15 protein-coding genes and 1 tRNA gene are annotated in these 20,336 nt (G+C 57.9%); 8 read left to right on the forward strand and 8 right to left on the reverse strand.

The window, feature by feature from the left end; genetic code table 11:
- Positions 1–60: 60 nt before the first annotated feature.
- Positions 61–1,410 carry an ABC transporter substrate-binding protein gene (locus tag WMO17_RS03180; protein WP_120080885.1) on the reverse strand — a complete coding sequence of 450 codons (1,350 nt, stop codon included), beginning with the start codon at positions 1,408–1,410 and terminating at the stop codon, positions 61–63.
- A gap of 473 nt (positions 1,411–1,883) precedes the next feature.
- Between WMO17_RS03180 and WMO17_RS03185 the strand changes: the two genes are divergently transcribed.
- Together WMO17_RS03185 and WMO17_RS03190 are read left to right on the forward strand one after the other, a co-directional pair.
- Positions 1,884–2,729, forward strand: a complete 846-nt coding sequence (locus WMO17_RS03185; RefSeq protein ID WP_349137463.1) for a MurR/RpiR family transcriptional regulator — start codon at positions 1,884–1,886, stop codon at positions 2,727–2,729.
- Positions 2,730–3,456: 727 nt separating this feature from the next.
- Positions 3,457–4,158, forward strand: a complete 702-nt coding sequence (locus WMO17_RS03190) for a hypothetical protein (protein ID WP_349137464.1) — start codon at positions 3,457–3,459, stop codon at positions 4,156–4,158.
- A 199-nt stretch (positions 4,159–4,357) separates the two neighbouring features.
- Here the strand turns inward: WMO17_RS03190 and WMO17_RS03195 are convergent, their stop codons facing one another.
- From WMO17_RS03195 to WMO17_RS03225, 7 genes are all read right to left on the reverse strand, one after another.
- Positions 4,358–5,344, reverse strand: coding sequence for a TRAP transporter substrate-binding protein (locus WMO17_RS03195; protein WP_349137465.1), 987 nt, complete (start codon positions 5,342–5,344; stop codon positions 4,358–4,360).
- A gap of 125 nt (positions 5,345–5,469) precedes the next feature.
- Entirely contained in the window at positions 5,470–6,771 is a 1,302-nt protein-coding gene (locus WMO17_RS03200) for a TRAP transporter large permease (protein ID WP_005939307.1), read from the reverse strand.
- 3 nt (positions 6,772–6,774) lie between these two features.
- A complete protein-coding gene (locus tag WMO17_RS03205) occupies positions 6,775–7,329 on the reverse strand; it encodes a TRAP transporter small permease (protein WP_005939311.1) in 555 nt (184 codons plus the stop codon).
- An 11-nt stretch (positions 7,330–7,340) separates the two neighbouring features.
- On the reverse strand, positions 7,341–8,375 hold the full coding sequence (locus tag WMO17_RS03210; protein ID WP_291015385.1) for a TRAP transporter substrate-binding protein: 1,035 nt from the start codon (positions 8,373–8,375) through the stop codon (positions 7,341–7,343).
- 216 nt (positions 8,376–8,591) lie between these two features.
- Complete coding sequence (locus tag WMO17_RS03215) at positions 8,592–9,383, reverse strand: response regulator transcription factor (protein WP_291015383.1); 792 nt, start codon at positions 9,381–9,383, stop codon at positions 8,592–8,594.
- Entirely contained in the window at positions 9,380–10,867 is a 1,488-nt protein-coding gene (locus tag WMO17_RS03220) for a sensor histidine kinase (RefSeq protein ID WP_291015381.1), read from the reverse strand. The genes WMO17_RS03215 and WMO17_RS03220 overlap by 4 nt, the downstream gene beginning before the upstream one ends.
- A gap of 393 nt (positions 10,868–11,260) precedes the next feature.
- A tRNA-Leu gene (locus WMO17_RS03225) sits at positions 11,261–11,344 on the reverse strand.
- A gap of 342 nt (positions 11,345–11,686) precedes the next feature.
- Between WMO17_RS03225 and WMO17_RS03230 the strand changes: the two genes are divergently transcribed.
- The 6 genes from WMO17_RS03230 (at position 11,687) to rfbD (ending at position 20,319) form a co-directional block, all read left to right on the forward strand.
- Entirely contained in the window at positions 11,687–13,609 is a 1,923-nt protein-coding gene (locus WMO17_RS03230; RefSeq protein ID WP_349137466.1) for a response regulator, read from the forward strand.
- Positions 13,610–13,764: 155 nt separating this feature from the next.
- On the forward strand, positions 13,765–14,814 hold the full coding sequence (locus WMO17_RS03235; RefSeq protein WP_349137467.1) for a SpoIID/LytB domain-containing protein: 1,050 nt from the start codon (positions 13,765–13,767) through the stop codon (positions 14,812–14,814).
- A gap of 130 nt (positions 14,815–14,944) precedes the next feature.
- Entirely contained in the window at positions 14,945–17,368 is a 2,424-nt protein-coding gene (locus WMO17_RS03240; protein WP_337678934.1) for a glycosyltransferase family 2 protein, read from the forward strand.
- Between the two features lie 5 nt (positions 17,369–17,373).
- Complete coding sequence (locus WMO17_RS03245) at positions 17,374–18,165, forward strand: glycosyltransferase (RefSeq protein WP_207698708.1); 792 nt, start codon at positions 17,374–17,376, stop codon at positions 18,163–18,165.
- A gap of 327 nt (positions 18,166–18,492) precedes the next feature.
- Positions 18,493–19,380, forward strand: coding sequence for a glucose-1-phosphate thymidylyltransferase RfbA (gene rfbA, locus WMO17_RS03250; RefSeq protein ID WP_005944568.1), 888 nt, complete (start codon positions 18,493–18,495; stop codon positions 19,378–19,380).
- 21 nt (positions 19,381–19,401) lie between these two features.
- A complete protein-coding gene (gene rfbD, locus WMO17_RS03255; RefSeq protein WP_097775168.1) occupies positions 19,402–20,319 on the forward strand; it encodes a dTDP-4-dehydrorhamnose reductase in 918 nt (305 codons plus the stop codon).
- Positions 20,320–20,336 lie beyond the last annotated feature (17 nt).

Below are 20,336 nucleotides of genomic sequence, written 5' to 3' on the forward strand. Positions count from 1 at the left end.
GGGATCTTCGAGGAAGGGGCGAAGCGTCAATAATTATCTGCCCCTGGCAGAACGGATGCGTTATGCCTGTGCGGCAGCGTTTGCGTTGTCCACAAAGGTCTTGACGGCAGTCTCGACATCCTCACCGGAGCCGACGCGCTGCAGCATGTTCCACCACTCGGTACGTGCGGTTGCCCAGCCCGGAGTGATCTGGTAGTAGTCGCCCAGATAAGCCATGAACTTGCTGTACTCGCTCATGATCTCGTTGTCGGCGTAGATATCGCCCACGCTGGTACGGACCGGGAAGTAGGTGGAAGCCAGCACGCTGTCCTTGACCTGATCGGGGTCGGCAGCGATGAAGTCGATGAAGGTCCTGGCTGCTTCGATCTTGGCCTCGTCGCCGTTATCAAAGATGCCGAAGCCCCAGATGCCGCCACACAGCTTCGGGTCGCCGCTGTCGGTGGGGAAGGCCATGGGGAAGATCTCGTCGCCATCGTTGGTCAGACCGGCGGCGTTGTTGTCGCTGTTGGCCTGCTGTGCAATGTTCCAGCAGAATGCCATCTGCAGGGTGCCGTTGCGGAACAGGGTGATCTCGTCGCCGCCTGCGATGGAAGCGTCAAAGTTGATGCCCTTGGTGTCGTGCAGGGTCTGGATCGCCTTGATGTTCTCGGCGGAGTCGGCAGTGTACTTGGTGTGGGCTGCATCGGTAAAGGTGCCGCCGTACATGTTGTTGATGATGGCGCGGGTGCCCTGGTCGCCGCCCTGACCTGCGCAGTAGATGGCTGCAACGTTCTCGTAACCGCCGTTGTACAGGGCGTCAACGGTCTTCAGGAAGCCGTCAGTGCTCCAGGTATGCTTGTCGGTATCAATGTACTGGTCAGCGCCCACTTCCTTGACCTTGGTCATGTTCACGGCCATGCAGTGTGCGGTCATGCACAGGGGATACTCGTAGTAGTTGCCGGCAGTGTCCTTGCAGGCGGACTCAACGGACTCGTAGATGTCCTTCTTGGCATCGTCGGTCCACAGGTCGTTCAGCGGAGCCATAACGCCCTTTGCGCCCCAGTTTGCAACCAGACGCTCGGGACCCTCCATGATCAGATCAGGTGCGCTGCCGCCCTCGATGGCGGTGTTCACCTGATCGTCGCCGTTGGTGTAGTCCAGATACTCCACAGTGACCTTGATGTCAGGATACTTTGCGTTGAAGCTGGAAACCAGACCCTGAACGGTCTCGTCATTGCCCCAGCCGCCGATGGGGTATGTCCACAGCTTGATGCTGGTGGAAGAAGCAGCTGCGCTTGCAGCGGTAGAACCTGCGGTGGAAGCAGCAGTGCTGGTGCTTGCAGAAGAGCCGCCGCATGCGGCCAGAGCGCCGGCTGCGCCCAGAATGCCAGCGGCCTTCAGGAACGAACGGCGGGAAATGCAGTTTTTCATAGTAGTTTCTCCTTCGCATTCAAGATGCTTCACGTTGTTGGCGGCCTGCCGTGCCAGCGGCCGCTCTTGATGGCTCCATTATAGAAAAATATTTTCATTTTGTCCATTCATGGTTTTCATAAATTTTCAGAATGACAGTGTGCATTGTGCACAAAAGTGTGGGATATATGTTGAAATGCAAAGAAAACCTTGCTTTACTCTTCTGAAACTATTACAAAATGGTACAAACCCACAAAAACGATAGTGAAAATGTTTTTCTAAACAAAAATGCAAAATTGAAAGATATTTTCACAAAATGGCCGGTTTTTCCGCCAAAACTGTGTGCTCTGCACAGAACTGCGAGCCAAAATGTGGGCAATGCGTCTCTTGCGAAGCGGGGACGATTCTTTTATACTTTTTACAAAGGTGAATGAAACGGTCGGCAGCTGATCCGAGTCGGTGGACTGCTGCGCCGGAAAAGAGGAAAAAGAAAAATGGCAACGAATTTTTGGGAGCTGCTGCAGCAGTATCAGGGCGACCTGACAAAATCGGGCCGCACCGTGGCGGACTATCTTGTGCAGCACGCGGCAGAGGCACAGTATCTGTCCATCTCCTCGCTGGCAAAGGAGTGCTGTGTGGCAGAGGCAACGGTGTTCCGCTTCTGCCGGGCGCTGGGGTTTGAGGGCTATCATGAAATGCGCATTGCGCTGGCGCAGGCCAACGCCACCGGTGCACTGGTCAACCAGCATGTGCCGGAACCGGATGCCGACACGGCAACTTTGTGCGAGCACGCCAGCGCCCTGCTGATGACTACTATCAACGGCACCCAAAACAATCTTTCGCCGGAGGCGGTGGACAAGGCTTCGGAGCTGATGCACAAGGCCCGGCAGGTGTACTGCCTTGGTCAGGGCGGCAGCATGTATATTGCAAATGATATCTGCGCCCGCTTTGCCTGCATCTCCACCAAGTTCCGCACGGCAGGCGACAGCCATATGCAGCTGATCACGGCCAGCCTGATGACCCCGGAGGATGTGGTGCTGTTCGTTTCCTATTCCGGCGCTACCCGCGATATGCTGGAAACGCTGCGCGCGGCCAAGGCGGCGGGCGCAAAGATCATTCTGCTCACCCATTATGAGGATTCGCCCGGCGCAAAGCTGGCGGATATCGTGCTGCTGTGTGGTGCGCAGGAAAGCCCGCTGGACTCCGGCAACATCCCGGTCAAGGTGGCGCTGCTGTATGTGGCTGAAGTGCTGGTGCTGCGCTACACCATGGACGACCCCGAAAATGCCAACGCCGCACAGGATCGCACCAGTGAAGCACTGGCGGTCAAAATGCTGTAAAAATATTGCCCGCAAGGCCCCTGCAGATCCCGTGTTCTGTGGGGGCCTTGGCATATCCGGCAAAGGGTGCGCAAAATTTGTTTCTGATCTTTTTCAAAAAAAAATAGACCTCATCTTTTTGATGAAGTCTATTTTTCTTTAGCCTCTTAACTTAACGGCATTGGGCGAATGCCTGATGGGCTTTTATGCCGGTGGTGGGGGGTCTCCCGCGCACTGAGCAACAGCCCGCAGGGCTGATTGCTCCCCTGCTGTGCAGGGTCGTGCTGTTCGACCCGCTCACACGCCGCAGATAAAAAGAAAGCCCCCCAGACAAGCTGGAGGGCTTCCTTTTTATGCCGGTGGTGGGGGTCGAACCCACACGTGTTATTAGCACAAGGGATTTTGAGTTTTGGGGAGGGTTTTCCATTTGGTGTCATCTAGTCCCCACTGCGCAAAGGAAAAATTCACGTCTCGACGAACAATAATTTGAAATATCCACGATTTTTCGATGCGTTTTCCCTCTACTCTGTTTTTTCGATTTGGATTGCCCAAATGGAAATTGGAGGGATGTTCAGGAGGGATGCAGAGCCTGTCATTCAGGACTGTGCACACAGGCTTTTTTCTTTTTTTGGAAAATATTTCAAACCCGTGCAATTCCGAGGGCGGCTCATTTGTATCCAGAATGAAGCGACAAAACCGGGTGCACACCCCGGCAGCGACACACAATAAGAAGAGGGGATATATTATTATGAAAAAGACGGTTTCTGTTTGTATGACGGCTGTGATGGCTCTTTCCCTGCTGGCAGGCGGCGCGGTACAGGCATACGCACTTTCGGCAGAGACGGTGGAACCAGTTTCTGCTGTGGCTGAGGAAAACTGCATTTCCGGCAGCTGGAAGCGTGCTTCCGACCCGGCACTGACCGAGAAAGTCCGCAAAGTGTTCGACAAGGCCTTTGAAGGTCTGGAGGGCGTTTCCTACACGCCCGTGGCCCTGCTGGCAAGCCGCACCACCGGCTCCGGTATCCAGTACCGCATTCTGTGCAAGGCGACTGTCGTCGTACCGGGCGCACAGGAAGAGTATGTTGTGGTCACGCTGCAGCGCGGCTGGCTGGGCAAGGCAGAAATTCTGGACATCGGCGACCCGCTGTGCCTGACAAATCTGGACTATGAGGAAGGCGCTGTGGGCACCTGGCAGGAAGCGGAGTCCCCCGCCATGACGGAGGAAGCCACGGCGGCGTTCAACGAGGCCACCGAGGGCTTTGTGGGCGTGGACTATGTGCCGGTGGCTCTGTTGAGCACCCAGACCGTGGCAGGCACGAACTACCGCATCCTGTGCGAAGCAACCACGGTTTATCCGGGTGCTGAGAGGCACTATGCCGTCGTGAACGTGTATGAAAGTCTGGAAGGCAATGCCAACATCATCAGCGTGACCGATGGATATGTGAGCTAAGGGAGAGTTTTTGATTCAGAAGGTCCTCCGCTGCACCTTGGGTATATTCAGCGGAAACATTTATTTGGATATTGCAAACAAGCCAGACCGGCGGGTCTGGCTTGTTTGCTGTTCCACGGAGTGGGCGTGGAGGAAAAGTGCTCCGCAGCATAACCTCAAAGCTGGGAGCCTTTTTATTTGACTCGTCCCTTTTCTGTTATCACTCTGCCTGTATCTCTTCCACCAGCGGCAGATAGTCGGCACAGTATTTTCGGTATAGCGGCTGCACCAGCTGCCGGAAGTTCTGCATTTCTTCTTCGGGCAGCGGCAGTTCCTGGCACCCGCCAGCCAATGCCGCTTTTCGGGCAGCTGTTTCCTCCTGCGCCCAGAGCTGGCGCTCGTATTGCGCCGATGCCCGGGCGCACGCTTGCAGGATCTGCCGGTATTCCTCCGGCAGTGCATCCCATGTGCGGCCGGAAGCCAGCTGCACCTCCGGTACGCGGCTGTGCTCATCGGCCATGTAGTACCGTGCCACCTTGTAGTGCTCCATGGAATAGTAGGCCGGCCAGTTGTTTTCGGCGGCGTCGATCTGCCCGGTCTCAAGTGCCGAGTACACATCGCTGTACGCCGTGGTCTCCGGCACTGCACCCAGCAGGCGGATCATGTCGATCACGATCTGCGAATCCTGCACGCGGATGGTCTTGCCCTGCAGATCGTTCAGGCTGCGCACCGGCTGACGGGCATAAAACGAGCGGGCACCCGCGTCGTACCAGCTCAGGCCTACCCGTCCCTGCGCGGTAAAGTCCTGCAAAAACTCAGCCCCGATGCTGCCGTCCAGCACGCGCCACATGTGGTCGGCATCCCGGTAGAGATACGGCAGCAGCAGCACGTTGAGCCGGGGCAGATCGTCCGTGACCACCGAGAGCGACACACGCGCAAAATCTACGCCGCCAATGGCAAGCTGTTCCCACACCTGCTGTTCCGAGCCGTACTCGCCGTTCGCCTTGACCTGAATGACCACCTTGCCCCCGGTCTGCTGCTGCACAAGGTCTGCAAAATACTGCGCGCCCTGCGTAGTGGGGTACCCGGCGGGCTGGTTGTCGGCATAGGTCAGCACATAGTCCGGTGTGGTCTGCGGCTTTGCGGCACAGCCTGCCAGCTGCAAGGCTGCAAAGCCCAGCCCGGCTAAAAAAGTCCGTCTGCGCATGGTGCCCTCCCTCCCTTTGCAGATAGTATAGCGCACAAGGCTGCCTTTGTGCAAGAGACAGAAAAAGGCGGTGCCCGCCGCAAAGCAGGTACCGCCTTTTTTAGGAGAAGAAGGGAATGTCTCAATTACATCAGGCCCATTGCCTGCGGCAGTGCGGTAGACACTGCCGGGATAAAGGTGACCAGCAGCAGGCCGCCGATGATGGCCACATAGTACATAAGCATGTACGGCATGACCTTGGAAAGCGAGGTGCGGCCCACCTTGATGCCCACGAACAGGGCGTTGCCCACAGGCGGGGTGATGTTGCCGATGCACAGGTTATACACGAGGATCAGACCGAACTGGATGGTGCTCATGCCAAAGCTCTGGCAGATGGGCAGGAACAGCGGGGTGAAGATGAGGATGGCCGGGGTCACATCCATAAAGGTGCCGGACACCAGCAGGATCACGTTCATGATGAGCAGGATGATGTACTTATTGCTGGTCAGGCTCAGCAGGGCTGCCGCAACCGCATCCGGGATCTGCAGGAAGGCCATGACCCAGCCCAGAATGTTGGAAACGCCTACAAGGAACACCACCATGCCGGACATCTTGGCAGAGTCCACGAGGATCTTCCACAGGCTCTTCAGGTTGATGGAGCGGTAGCAGAAAGCAAGGATCAGCGCATAGACAACGGCAATGGCAGAGCCTTCGGTGGCAGAGAACACACCGCCGATGATGCCGCCGATGACCACGATGATCAGGGACAGGGAAGGCAGAGCGCGCAGGGTGCAGATGCCAAGATTTTTCCAGTCAAACTTGCCGGGGGTGCCTTTATAGCCCAGCTTGACCGCCAGCAGCACGCCCACCACGCAGCAGCACAGCGCCCAGATGATGCCGGGAATGTAACCGGCCATGAACAGCGCAGCCACAGAGGTGCCGCCGGATGCCAGAGAGTAGGTAATCAAGGCGTTGGACGGTGGGATCAGCAAACCGGAGCAGGAGGAAGCGGCATTGGTGGCAGCGGTCACGGCGGGGTCGTAGCCCTGCTCCTCGGCACCGTCGCGGATCATGGAGCCAACGGCAGCCGCCGCAGCGGAAGCAGAGCCGGAGATGGCGCCGAACAGGGCGTTGGTGCCGATGTTGGTCACCAGCAGTGCGCCGGGCATCTTGCCCAGAATGGCCATGACGAAATCCACCAGACGCTTGGCGATGCCGCCCTGATTCATGATGTTGCCGGCCAGAATAAAGAACGGGATGGCGGTCAGACTGAACTTGCTCATGCCCACAAAGGTGCGCTGGGCAGCGGTCAGCACGGCCACGTTCAGGTCAATGGAAGAAAGAATGGCAGTCAGGGAAGAGACTGCAATGGCGTACGAGATGGGCACGCCGAGGAACAGCAGCACCAGCAGCACTGCCAGAATTACGAGTAACGCTTGAATTGCCACAGCTTAGTCCTCCTTATTTTCCTTGTCGGCATCGGCAGCCATTTCGGCTTCCACCTTTGCAAAGTCTGCATCCTCCGGGGTATCCAGACAGATGGAGCCGTTGGCGATGCCGATAATGTTCAGCACGGAATACACCAGAATGATCACGCCGCAGATGGGCATGACCCAGTAGAACACGCCCACGGCTACGCCCAGCGAGGAGGTCTGCTGTCCCATAGCCAGCTGGGACACCTGAAAACCGCCGAACACCAGAATGGTCGCAGAGAAGATGAAGGCGATGACCTCAGCAAAGATGTGGAACGCCTTGCGCATGGTGGGGTTGAACCGGTCCACCAGCACGGGGATGTTCATGTGGCCGCGCTCGCCGGAAACGATGGTGGCACCCAGCATGGTGCTCCAGCCGAACAGATAACCCACCAGTTCCTCCGACCATGTGGAGGGAGAGTTGAAGATATAACGCACGATGACCTGATAGGTGGTCAGCACCACCATGACCGTCATGCTCAGACCTGCCAGCAGGTTGAGCACCTTGTTCAGGGTATTTCTCAGTTTTTCCATGATGCTCCTCCTCAGTCCGCAGTGTGGGCAGCGTTGTGCTGCTGGATCAGGTCATAAATGGGCTGCAGTTCCGGGTTTGCTGCCAGCACGGAATCGTGCAGGGGGGCCATAGCCTCCTGAAACGGTGCAGTGTCCGGGTAAATAAAGTTGACGTGCTGCTCGTTCTCGGCCTTATCTTTCGCCTCAGCCACAGCATCCTCCCAAGCATCCTGCTCGGTGTGCTTCACGATCTGGAAGCCCTCTTCAAAGATCGCGCGCTCCTCGTCGCTGAGCTCGTTCAGGAAGGCGTAGTTTGCCACCAGCAGATCCGGCACCATCTGGTGCATATCGTAGGAGTAATACTTGCAGATATCGCCGTGACCGTTATCGGTCAGAGCCAGCTCGTTGTTCTCGGCACCATCCAGAATACCGGCCTGCAGTGCGGTGTACACATCGCCGAAGCCCATGGGCGTAGCGGTGCCGCCCAGCAGACGCATCATTTCCACGTTGGTGGGCGACTGCTGTACGCGGATCTTCAGACCCTTCAGGTCGGAGGGCTGGTTGATGGGGGTCTTGATGGTGTAGAAGTTGCGGGTGCCGGCATCCAGCCATGCCACCGTTTCCAGACCGGCCTTGGAAGTGGTCTTGAAAATGGGGTCCGTCACCTCGGGGTCGTCCATCGCCTCGTGGTAGGCTTCTACGCTGGAGAACAGGTAAGGCAGGTTGAAGATCTGGTATTTGGCACTGAAGGTCTCCATGATGGCAGTGGACGCCACCACAAAGTCGATGGCACCGGTCTGGGTCAGCTGCACCATTTCGGTCTGGGAGCCCAGCAGCTCGCTGGGGTACACCTCCACGCGGTACTTATCGCCCAGCTTCTCGTTGATGTAGTTGGCAAAGGCTTCCAGTCCCAGATGATCCGGGTGGGTCTGGGACTGCACATGGCCGATGCGCACGATCTTGCGGTCGTCACCAGAGCCGGCACCGCAGCCGGTAAGCATCATGCTGCTGGTCAGTGCCGCTGCGCCCATCAGCGACAAAAACGTTCTTCTCTTCATGAATGGCATCCTCTCTTTTCACGTTTTTTCTATGATTATATTTTAACAACTCGTTCATTTTTGCGAAACCGGATTATTTTGTGAAACGCAGTACGATTTTGTCTTTGTTGTATCCAAGTACAATTTTTGTGTTTTTTGGACGAAAAAAACTGGCAAAAACAAAAAAGCACCCGTTCCTCTCCTGTTCACAGGCAGGAAAGAACGAGCGCTTCTTTTGGATCCGATTTATCCTTGTGCCGCTTTTTCCGCTGCGGCTACGCGGTATTCCGAAGGGGTCTGGCCGGTCAGGCGCTTGAACACCCTTGTAAAATAGTTGGCGTCGCTGTAACCCACAGTAGCGCCGATATCCTTCAGGCTCAGGCGCGGGTCCAAAATCAGCTGGCGCGCCTTGTCCACCCGGTATTCGTTCAGGTAGGCCGAAAAGTTTACCTTAAAGCACTGCTTGAACAACTTGCAGAAGTAGGCGTCCGAGTAGCGCAGCGCAGCGGCGGCATCCTGCATGGAGATATCCTCCCTATAATGAGCGTCGATGAAGCGGCTGATCTCGGCACGGATGATGGCGGTGCGCATATCCTCGTCCTCTTCCCGGCGGAGGGGCTCTGCAGGCGCAGGGGGCTGTGCCGGGTGGGCAGGCAGCGGCACCGACACCTGCCGGATGGCATCCTCCACCGCGAATACCAGTTCCTGCTCGTTGTAAGGCTTGAGCAGATAGTCCATCGCCCGCACAGAGATCGCCTGCCGTGCATAGTCGAACTTATCAAAGCCGGTCAGGAACAGGATGGCGCAATTTTTGTCTGTTTCACGGATCTTGCGCGCCACCTCCAGCCCGGTGAGACCCGGCATTTCAATGTCCAGCACAGCCACCTGCGGCGCTTCGCGGGCAAAAATTTCCAGAGCCTCTCTGCCGTTTTTGGCTTCATACAGGCTTATCAGATCTCCCAGATACTTCTGCAAGGTCCGGCACAGCACCTTGCGCTCGATCAATTCATCCTCTGCCACCAGCAATTTGCACTTCACGAGAGCGTCTCCTCCTTTTCTTCCGACTGCTGCGTTTGCGGTAGTTCAAACCGCACCACCGTGCCATGACCTGCGCGGCTGTACACCTGCATTTTACCGCCCGGATACAGCATCCCGATGCGGCGGGAAATATTGCCAAGGCCAATGCTGCGGCCGGTCTGTTCGCTCTGGACAATTTTTGCCTGCACGGCGTCCAGTTCCTCTGCGGTCATCCCATTGCCGTTGTCCGCGACCGTGAGCACCAGCACCTTGTCCTGCATCCATGCCCGCAGCAGGATGCGTCCGCCTTCCTCGCGGGACTTGAGCCCATGCGAGTAAGCGTTTTCCACCACCGGCTGCAGCATAAAGGACGGCACCAAAACCGCCGCAGACTGTACATGGATGCTTTTTTCTACGGTAATGCGTCCGTCGAACCGCATCTGCTGCAAATAAATGTAATCCTCCAGCCCGTCCAGTTCCTCCTCCAGCGTGATCTGCTGGCGCTTGGTGCGCAGATTGTGCCGGAACAAACTGCCCAGATGCACGATCATCTGGTCGGTGGTGGCAGCATCCTCCAGCCGCGCCATACAGGAGATCATGTTCAGGGTGTTGAACAGAAAATGCGGATTCACCTGACTTTTGAGCACCTCCAGCCGGGTGTGCTCCAGATCTTTTTCCAGTGCAAGGTTCCGCACCTCTTCCCGGTGCAAAGCCTGCTGGGTGGTCAGCTGCTGCGCCATGGCGTGCTTCATCTGGTTGAAGGTCCCCGTCAGCCGCCCCACCTCGTCGCTGCTTTTCACCGGTAGGTCCGGTCTGGAAAAATCCCCCTCGGCAATGCTGCGGGAGGCCTGCGCCAGCCGCAGCAGCGGACGCACAACCGCGCGGCTCAGCACCCGGATGAGCAGCAGCATCAGCGCGGCTGCCGTCAGGAACAGCCCCAGATACAGCCACGGCAGATGCCGGATGTGAGCCGCCGTGCTGCTGTAAAGGGCGTTTTCCTGTTCCAGCGTGGCCTGTGTCAGACGTAGCGCATACTCGGCAAGGTAGTCCTGCAGTGCCATCACATGGTACATCTGTTCAATATAGGTATCTGCCGAGGGGGAAAGCTGCAAAAAGGCATCCCGCTCCTGCCGATAGCCCGCATACCCTTGCAAAAGATTCCATGTGCGGGCATAGCGCTCCTCGCCGATGCGGGCATAATCGAAGGGCAGGGCCGCAAGGCTCTGCTCGGAAGCGGTGCAGGCGGCGGTATAGGCCTGTTCGGTTTCAGAAGTAGGCTGGCGCACATAGCGAGCAAAGGCCTGTGTTTCGTCCTTGAGGGCGTTTTGCACCGTGTAGCAGACGGCGTTGTCGGCCAGCAGCATATCAAAGGAGCGTACCGTCCACTGACCTGCCATGGTAGCAATGCCAGTAGAAAGCATGGTGACCAGCAAAATCGCGGCAAGCCATGCCGTGACCTTGCGGCGCAGGGATATACCACCCTGCGCGGTTTTGTTCCGTGCCATACGCTTTCCCTCCTGTCCTTGCAGCACCCGGCCTTTTTTATAAGTATAATAATCTCCCGGGGAAAGTGCAACTGCAAAAAAGCACCGGTTTTCGTAAGGGAGCCGGTGCTTGCAGGCAATGTGCCAGGCTGTCAGCGGGTCAACAACTGAAAATGATTCCGCATCTTCCCAGAAAACACCAAAGTATAAGAAACTGAGCAGAAAAAGAAAAGCAGCCCAAAATCTTTCGATTTCGAGCTGCTTGCTATGCCGGTGGTGGGGGTCTCCCGCGCACTGAGCAACAGCCCGCAGGGCTGATTGCTCCCCTGCTGTGCAGGGTCGTGCTGTTCGACCCGCTCACACGCCGCAGATAAAAAGGAAGCCCCCCAGACAAGCTGGAGGGCTTCCTTTTTATGCCGGTGGTGGGGGTCGAACCCACACGTGTTATTAGCACAAGGGATTTTGAGTCCCCCTCGTCTGCCATTCCGACACACCGGCTGATATGCAATTCAAAAGAACGTTACTATTATAGCGGATTCTGCGCACAAAATCAAGACTGAGTTTCCGGCGGAAACACGTGGACTGTTCCCGGGCAGCAGACGGCCGGAAAACTGCACTCCCCAATTTGCGTCGCTTTGTGCGGCACAGTACGGTGTCTGATGAGAAAATTTGGCAAAAATAAAGAGCTTACGTTGATTTTACAGGATCAAAACGACACATTCCGCACCGCAGGCTGCAAGGGGTGAAGATTGACGTATTCTGGTAAAAAATAGTATAATGTTATTCGTGAAGGAATGCCGTGCGGCCCAAAACGCGCGGTTTTGCAGCGGGGGATATGCGATGATGAGCAAAAAAGACAGAACACGCCAGCAGATGGAAGAGGAAATGCGCCAGCTCCGCAAGGTGTTCATGACAGTGCGCCTGATGAAGGCGGACGAGGTGCAGGGCGGCAAAAAGGGCAGCGCGCCCTGCTATGCCCAGTGGCGGCGCAGCCGTCCGTGTGAAAACTGCGTGGCAAGGCAGGCGCTGGAAAAGAACACCCGGAAAACAAGGCTGGAATACTTTGGGCAGGAGCTGTACGAGATCACGGCCAGCTGTGTGCAGGTGGATGGCCAACTCTGTGTGCTGGAGCTGACCCGCAAGATCGACCGCAGCGTTCTGCTGGACCCGGAAAACGGTGAGCGGCTGCTCAACAGCATTACCGACGAGCGGGAAAAGCGCTACCGCGACCCGCTGACCGGTGCCTACAACCGCACCTATTATGATGAGAACTACCGCTACCGCAGCATTACCGCCGGTGTGGCGATGCTGGATATGGACGATCTGAAGTTCTCCAACGATGTTTACGGCTCCGGTGCGGGCAACAGCGTGCTGGAAACGGCGGTAAGCACCATCCGGCGCGGCCTTTCGGAAAAAGACCGCCTGATCCGCTACGACGGCGGCAGGCTGCTTTTGCTGCTGCCGGACATCCGGCAGGAACAGCTCAGCCCGCGTCTGGAACAGATCCGTCTGCAGCTGCAGGCGGCCAGCGTGCCGGGCTACTCCCGCATCCGCATGTCGGCCAGCATTGGCGGCGTGTGGATCGACGACGAAAATGTGGACGATGCGGTGCAGCACGCGGAACGGCTGATGCACTATGCACGCATCCAGAAAAACACCGTGATCACCGAGCGTCAGCCGGAGCCGCACGCCCTGCAGCCCACCCACAGCCGCCAGAGTGTGCTCATCGTGGACGACTCGGCCATGAACCGGATGCTGCTCAGCCAGATGCTGAACAGCCAGTTCGACACTGCCGAAGCGGCTTCCGGCGAGGACTGCCTGCGCCTGCTGGAACAGAACCCCACCGGCATCTCCGTTGTGCTGCTGGATATCCACATGACCGGCATTGACGGCTTTACCGTGCTGGAAGCCATGAGCCAGCGCGGAATGCTGGAAGAGATCCCGGTCATCATGATCTCCAGCGAGGACAATGTGGACACGGTGCGCCGCGCCTTTGATCTGGGTGCGTCCGATTATATCAGCCGCCCCTTTGATGCAAGGGTGGTGTATCAGCGCATTACCAACACCATCCGCATGTATGCAAAGCAGCGCCGCCTGAGCGCCATGGTGGCGGATCAGGTGTCGCAAAAGGAAAAGCGCAGCCAAATGATGATCGGCATTCTGAGCCGGGTGGTGGAGCGTCGCAACGGCGAGAGCCGCACCCATGTGCAGCACATCAGCACCCTGACCGGAATGCTGCTGGACCATCTGGTGCAAAAGACCGAGACTTACCCCCTGACGCAGGAGATGCGCCGTACCATCAGCATGGCCTCGGTGCTGCACGACATTGGCAAAATGGAGATCGGGGAGCAGGTCCTGAACAGCCCGGAGCCGCGCACGCCGGAGGATGAAGAAACCATGCGCCAGCATACCCTGCTGGGTGCACGGATGCTGGAAGAGCTGGATGCCTACCGCGACGAAGATTTTGTGCGGGTAGCCTATCAGATCTGCCGCTGGCACCACGAGCGGTACGACGGCAGCGGCTACCCGGACCAGCTGGTTGGCGAACAGATCCCCATTGCGGCACAGGTGGTCGGCCTTGCGGATGCCTACGAAACGCTGACTACTGGAAGCGGAAGCCAGCCGCCGGTACCCTGCGCGACTGCAGTGCAGATGCTTTGCACCGGCGAGGCCGGGGCGTTCAATCCGGTGCTGCTGGACTGCCTGCGGGAGATCGAGAACGAGATCGACGATGCCATGCGTCGTCGGCCGGAGACCTTATAAATCAGACCGGAGAGCTGCCCGAACGGGAAAGGCCCTCCGGTTTCTTCTTTGTCCAGATGTGAAAACGAAAGTCCAGTCCTTGCCCGCAGGCGCAGGCTGTGTTACACTGTAAAAAACACAGTCGGAAATCTGCAAAAAACAGGAGGAGATCACTTTTGAAACATCTGCATCGGTTTGTGCGCCGCGCGGCGGCGTTTGTGCTGGCAGCAGCGCTGTGCGTTTGCGTGCTGGCCCCGGCGGCTTCGGCAGCCACCACTATGGGTGGCGCGGACACGACCCTGATCCCTGCCGAGGAGGAAAACTGCCTTGCATGGCTCTTTGGCACCAGTGATACCATCACCATGCCTTACCTCAACATCAAGGGAAAAGGCCTGCAGCGCAATGTCACGCTGAACCTTGTGGACTGTCTTGTGGGCATTACCTACACGGAGCTTGGCTCCATTGGCAGCTATGTCAGCGCCAGCGCCGCCCAGCAGGCGTGGAAGGCGCAGGCGGTGGCCATCCATTCCTATCTGGAATACCACAAGCAGTACGGCTCCTCTGCCAATGCGCTCATCTACACTCCGGTGGAACAGATCCCGTCCTCGGCACGGGAAGCCATCCGCAGGGCGGTGGAACCGGTGAAAAATGAGATCCTTACCTACAACGGCAGCGTCTGCGACGCCGTATGGTCGGCCAGTGCGGGCTATAACACCCAGACCGGCGTGTACGGCACCTGCTCCAGCCGGGACGCATGGGGCACCGATGTGCCCTATCTGCAGAGCGTGGAGAGCCCCTACGAGGAGCAGTACCACAACAAGCTGCGCCGGGTCATCGGAAAAGACTATACCTATAAAGAGTATAACGACAGCCGCACCGGCGAGCCCTACGTCAGCGCAGACACCACCCACAAGGATCTGGGCGGCTTTGTGCAGTACAACACCTTTGTTTCCAATGGCCGCAGCTACCGCTATATCGGCCAGTTCGTTTCCTCCCGTTACTGCTTCGACTTTGGCGCGGACGAAAGCGGCACTCCCTGCATGACCTATTACGGCTTTGGCCATGGCGTGGGTATGAGCCAGTGCGGTGCTGTGGGTTACGCACAGGAGCAGGGCATGGGCTACCGGGAGATCCTGAGCCACTACTACACGGGTGTGAGCATTTCCACTTCCGGCAGCTCCGGCGGTGGGTTCTTTGGCTGGCTGCACAGCCTGTTCCACTGGTAAGCAGTGGAAAACTGCAAAGAAATGCGCGCAAAACCTTCTCAAATCATGCCGGATTTGGTATACTATAAATCGTGTGATTTTTTGAGAGATCATTTTAAGATAAAAAAGTTCCATAGGAGCGGAGATCGGAATGGATCAGGAAAAAGAAACCAAACGACAGGCCGAGCGCTGCCGTGCACTGGCGCAGCGCATCGTGCGGGAGCTGACCCCTGCCAGCATTCAGGTGCTGGGCGGAAGCGGCGCACTGGCCGAAGCACTGGAAAAGGCCGGCGCACAGCTGCTGCCGGAGAATGCAGAGCAGGGCACCGCTGCCCTGCTGGTGGTGGAGGACCCGGAATGGGTGGATCTGCCCGCACTGCAGTGTGCACAGGTGCTGCTGGTATGCACCGATGCATCGGCCATGGCTGACTGTGCAAAGCAGTTGGCCGCACAGGGCCTGTACCGGGATTTTGAGTGGAAGAACCGTGGCAAAGCCCAGCAGACCGCGCTGTTCTGCCGCAGCGCCGCTGTGCAGGATGCACAGCAGCTGCTGGCAGGCTACGAGATGACGCTGGACGATCTGCGAGAGCGGATGCAGCAGGCCGAGCGCACCGGCGAAGAGCAGACGGCTCAGCTGGAACGCCTGCGCAGCGATCTTTCGCTGAGCCGCAGCCATGAGCAGGATCTGGAAAAGACACTGAACAATGTGACCAGCTCTACTTTCTGGAAGATGAGCTGGCCGCTGCGCTACTTTGTCAGCAAGGGCCGTCAGCTGGCACACACCTTCCCGCCGTTCGTCTTTCTGGGCCAGCTGCGCCGGGTGGGCATTTCCGGCGTGCGTGCGCAGGCAAAGGCCAAAAAGGAATATGCGAAGCTGTTCCCGGGCAGGACCATGCGCGCCGATCGCTTTGCCAGCGCAGAGCTGCTGGTAAGGCAGGCGGCCGACCAGCCCGCCGCGCCGCGCATCAGCATCGTGGTGCCGCTGTACAATACGCCGCAGCAGTTTCTGGTGGAGCTGCTGGACTCGGTGCAGAACCAGACCTATCAGAACTGGGAGCTGTGCCTTGTGGATGCCGGTCAGGACGAGACGGTGGGCCAGACCGTAGCAGCCCGTGCTGCGGAAGACCCCCGCATCCGCTACCAGAAGCTGGAAAAGAACGAGGGCATTGCGGGCAACACCAATCAGGGCTTTGCACTGGCAACGGGCGAGTTCATCGCCCTGCTGGACCACGATGATATCCTGCACCCCTGTGCTCTGTGGTACGTGGCACAGGCCATTGCCGAACAGGGCGCAGACTTTGTGTATACGGATGAAGTGACCTTTGAGGGCGACATCGACCATCTGACCGTTTACCATTTCAAGCCGGATTATATGCTGGATAATCTGCGCTCCAACAACTATATCTGCCACCTGAGCGTGTTCAGCGCAAAGCTGCTGGCCGCTGTGGGCGGCGATGAGCGTGCAGCCTACAACGGCAGTCAGGACTATGACCTCTACCTGCGCCTGACCGAAAAGGCGCACAAGATCGTGCATATCCCGCACCTGCTGTACTACTGGCGCTCCAGCCCCACCAGCGTGGCAAGCAACATTTCGGCCAAGACCTACTGTCTGGAAGCTGCGGTCAAGGCCCTGTATGCCCACTACGAGCGTGTGGGTGTGCCGGTGGATGAAGTTTCCATGATCCCGGGTACGCCGGGCTTCTATAAGACGGACTATACCATCACAAAGCCGGGCCGGGTCAGCATCCTGATCCCCAGCTGCGACCATTCTTCCGACCTGCGCACCTGCGTGGAGTCCATCTACCGCAGGAGCACCTATGAGGATCTTGAGATCATCGTCATCGAGAACAACAGCAGGGAGCCTGCCACCTTCCGCTGCTATGAAAAGCTGCAGAAGGAGCACAAGAACCTGAAGGTGATCACATGGCAGGGCACCGGCTTCAACTACAGCGCCTTGAACAACTTTGGCGCAAGGGAAGCCACCGGCGAATACCTGCTGCTGCTCAACAACGATACCGAGGTCATTTCTCCGCGCTGGATCGAAGAAATGCTCATGTACGCCCAGCAGGACCGTGTGGGCTGCGTGGGCGCAAAGCTGCTTTATCCGGACAACACCATCCAGCACGCGGGCATCGGCTTCGGCTTTTTGACCCTTGCGGCCCACATGCACAAGAACTTCCCGGTGGGCCACCCCGGCTATATGGGACGTCTGGTCTATGCACAGGATGTGTATGCGGTCACTGCCGCCTGCCTGATGGTGCGCAGGAGCGTCTACGAGCAGGTGAACGGTCTGGACGAGAGCTTTGCTGTGGCCTTCAACGATGTGGACTTCTGCGTGCGCGTGCGCGAAGCGGGCTATACCAACGTGTTCACCCCGTTTGCACAGCTGTACCACTACGAGAGCAAGAGCCGCGGTCTGGACGAGAACCCGGTCAAGCGCAAGCGCTTCATCTCGGAGGTGGAGCGCTTCCAGAAGCGGTGGGCAAAGCAGCTGGCCGCAGGCGACCCCTGCATGAACCCGAACTTTGACCTGATGAAAGAGGACTTCAGCTTTGACATCAAACCGCTGGAGTGAACGACATGGAACTTTCTGCTTGTATTGTAGTTTATAACGGCGCGGATGAAGCGCTCAGGGCGGCACAGACCGTGCTGGACTGCACCCGCCGCCACCCGCTGACGCTGTATCTGGTGGACAACGCCAGCCCGGACGGCAGCGGCCAGTGCCTTGCCAAGGCCGCAAAGGACGGCACCCTGCACATCCGCAAGGACCAGAAGGTGGAGGTGCTCTGCCGCACAGAGAACGGCGGCTTTGGCACCGGCCACAACACGGTGCTCAGCCTGCTGCAAAGCCGGGTGCACTTTATCCTGAACCCGGATATCCAGCTCACTGCGGATACGCTGAGTGACCTTGCGGACTGGATGGCACAGCACTCCGGCGTGGTGATGGCGCGGCCCGCGCTCACCTTCCCGGACGGGCGGCCCCAGCGTCTGCCGCTGCGCCGGTGCAGTGTGCGGGCCATGGTGTACCGCCAGCTGCCCTGCCTGAAATTCTGGGCAAAGTACAACGAGCGCTATCTCATGGCGGACAAAGACCTGACAAAACCCACCGAGATCGAGTTCTGCACCGGCAGCTTCTCGGCCGTGGACACTGCGGTGTTCAAGGCTGTGGGCGGATTTGACGAGGACTACTTCATGTACGTGGAGGATGCCGACCTGACCCAGAAGATGCGCACCCGGGGCAAGACGTATCTGGTGCCCCAGTACACCGCCATCCATGCATGGCACCGCGCGGCGCACCGCAGCCTGAAGCCTTTTCTGTGGCAGCTGCACAGCCTGCTGCGCTATTTTTCCAAGTGGGGCTTTGCGTGGTAACTCCCCCAGTCAATGCCTGCGGCATTGCCAGCCCCTTCGGAGAGGGGGCCTTTTGGGCGGAGCAAATGCGAGATTGAAGGAGTTTCAGAACGGCTTTTCCGGAAAATTTTTCGGAAAAGCCGTTCTTTCTTGCTTTTTGTGTGATTTGATAGTAAAATAAAGTGAACTGCTATCCCATTTTGCCGTTCCGGGCAGGGGAGAGCAGCCCCAAAATCGTTTACAGCGGACGCAGCTCCGCTTTGAATCCATACGTCATCCGGGCGGTCTCCCGTCTGGGCGGCGTACAGCTGCACAACTTTTCAATCTATTTTAAAGGAGTGCACAAATATGAAAGGTATCATTCTTGCCGGCGGTGCCGGCACCCGGCTTTACCCGCTGACCATGGTCACCAGCAAGCAGCTGCTGCCGGTCTACGACAAGCCGATGATCTATTATCCTCTGTCCACGCTGATGCTGGCAGGCATTCAGGATATCCTGATCATCTCTACCCCGACCGATACGCCTCGCTTTGAGGCGCTGCTGGGTGATGGCAGCCAGTACGGCATCCATCTGCAGTATAAAGTTCAGCCCTCTCCGGATGGTCTGGCACAGGCCTTTATTCTGGGCGAAGAGTTCATTGGCGACGACTGCTGCGCCATGATCCTGGGCGATAACATCTTCTACGGCAACGGCTTCTCCAAGATCCTCAAGACCGCCGCCGCCAATGCGGAAAACAAAGGCCGCTGCACCGTGTTCGGCTACTATGTGCAGGACCCGGAGCGCTTTGGCATCGTGGAGTTCGACAAGGACGGCAAGGTGCTCAGCGTGGAGGAAAAGCCGCAGCATCCCAAGTCCAACTACGCCATCACCGGCCTGTACTTCTATAACAAAGAGGTCGTGAAGATGGCAAAGCAGGTCAAGCCCTCTGCCCGTGGCGAGCTGGAGATCACCACCCTGAACGACATGTATCTGAAGAAGGACGAGCTGGATGTTCAGCTGCTGGGCCGCGGTTTTGCATGGCTGGACACCGGCACCATGGACAGTCTGGTGGAAGCAGCCGATTTTGTGCGCATGATCGAGAAGCGCCAGGGCATCAAGATCAGTGCGCCGGAAGAGATCGCCTTCAAGTACGGCTGGATCGACCGCGACACCCTGCTGGAAAGCGCTGAGCGCTACGGCAAGAGTCCTTACGGCCAGCACCTGAAGAACGTTGCAGACGGCAAGCTGCGCTATTAAGTAAAAGAAAGGCATACCCATATGAAAATCATTGTTACCGGCTGCAAGGGTCAGCTGGGCACCGAGATCCTCAAGCAGCTGCGCGAAGGCCGCAGCGAGATCGGCCCCATCCCCGAAAAGCTGCTCAATGCCACGGTGATCGCCGTGGACCTGCCGGATCTGGATATCTCCAACTACAAAATGGTGGACGAGTTCATCCGCCGCAACCGCCCGGATGTCATCATCAACTGCGCTGCCTACACCAATGTGGACGGCTGCGAAGTGAACCATGATGCCGCCTTCAAGGCAAACGCCCTCGGCCCCCGCAATCTGGCACAGGCAGCGGAAAAGACCGGTGCACGACTGGTACACGTCTCCACCGATTATGTGTTCTCCGGCCGTGAGAACGGCGGCGTTGCACAGGACGAAGCCACCATTCCCGGCCCCATCAGCGCCTATGGCTCTACCAAGCTCATGGGCGAAAAGTATGTGGAGCAGTTCTGCCACCGTCACTTCATCGTGCGCACCGCGTGGCTCTACAGCTACTACGGCAAAAACTTCGTCAAGACCATCGTGAACGCAGGCAAGAAGTTTGGCAAGCTGGAAGTGGTCAATGACCAGTGCGGCAACCCCACCAACGCGGTGGATCTGGCCCACGAGATCCTGCAGCTGTGCGTGACCCACGAGTACGGCCTGTATCACTGCACCGGCGAGGGCATCTGCTCGTGGTATGATTTTGCGTCCGAGATCATCCGCCTGTCTGGCGTGGATGCCGCTGTGGCACCCTGCACCAGCGAGGAATACAAGGCAAAGCACCCGGAAAGCGCCGACCGCCCCAAGTGGAGCGCACTGGACAACCGGATGCTGCGCTGCACCGTGGGCAACGATGTGCGCGACTGGAGAGACGCTCTGGCCTGCTTCTTCGCCCACTGGGACGGCGACAACGGGATGAAAGACTGAAAAGAGGAAATTGAACC

The organism is Faecalibacterium faecis (assembly GCF_040096475.1).
In the GTDB taxonomy this organism is placed as follows: Bacteria; Bacillota; Clostridia; order Oscillospirales; family Ruminococcaceae; genus Faecalibacterium; species Faecalibacterium taiwanense.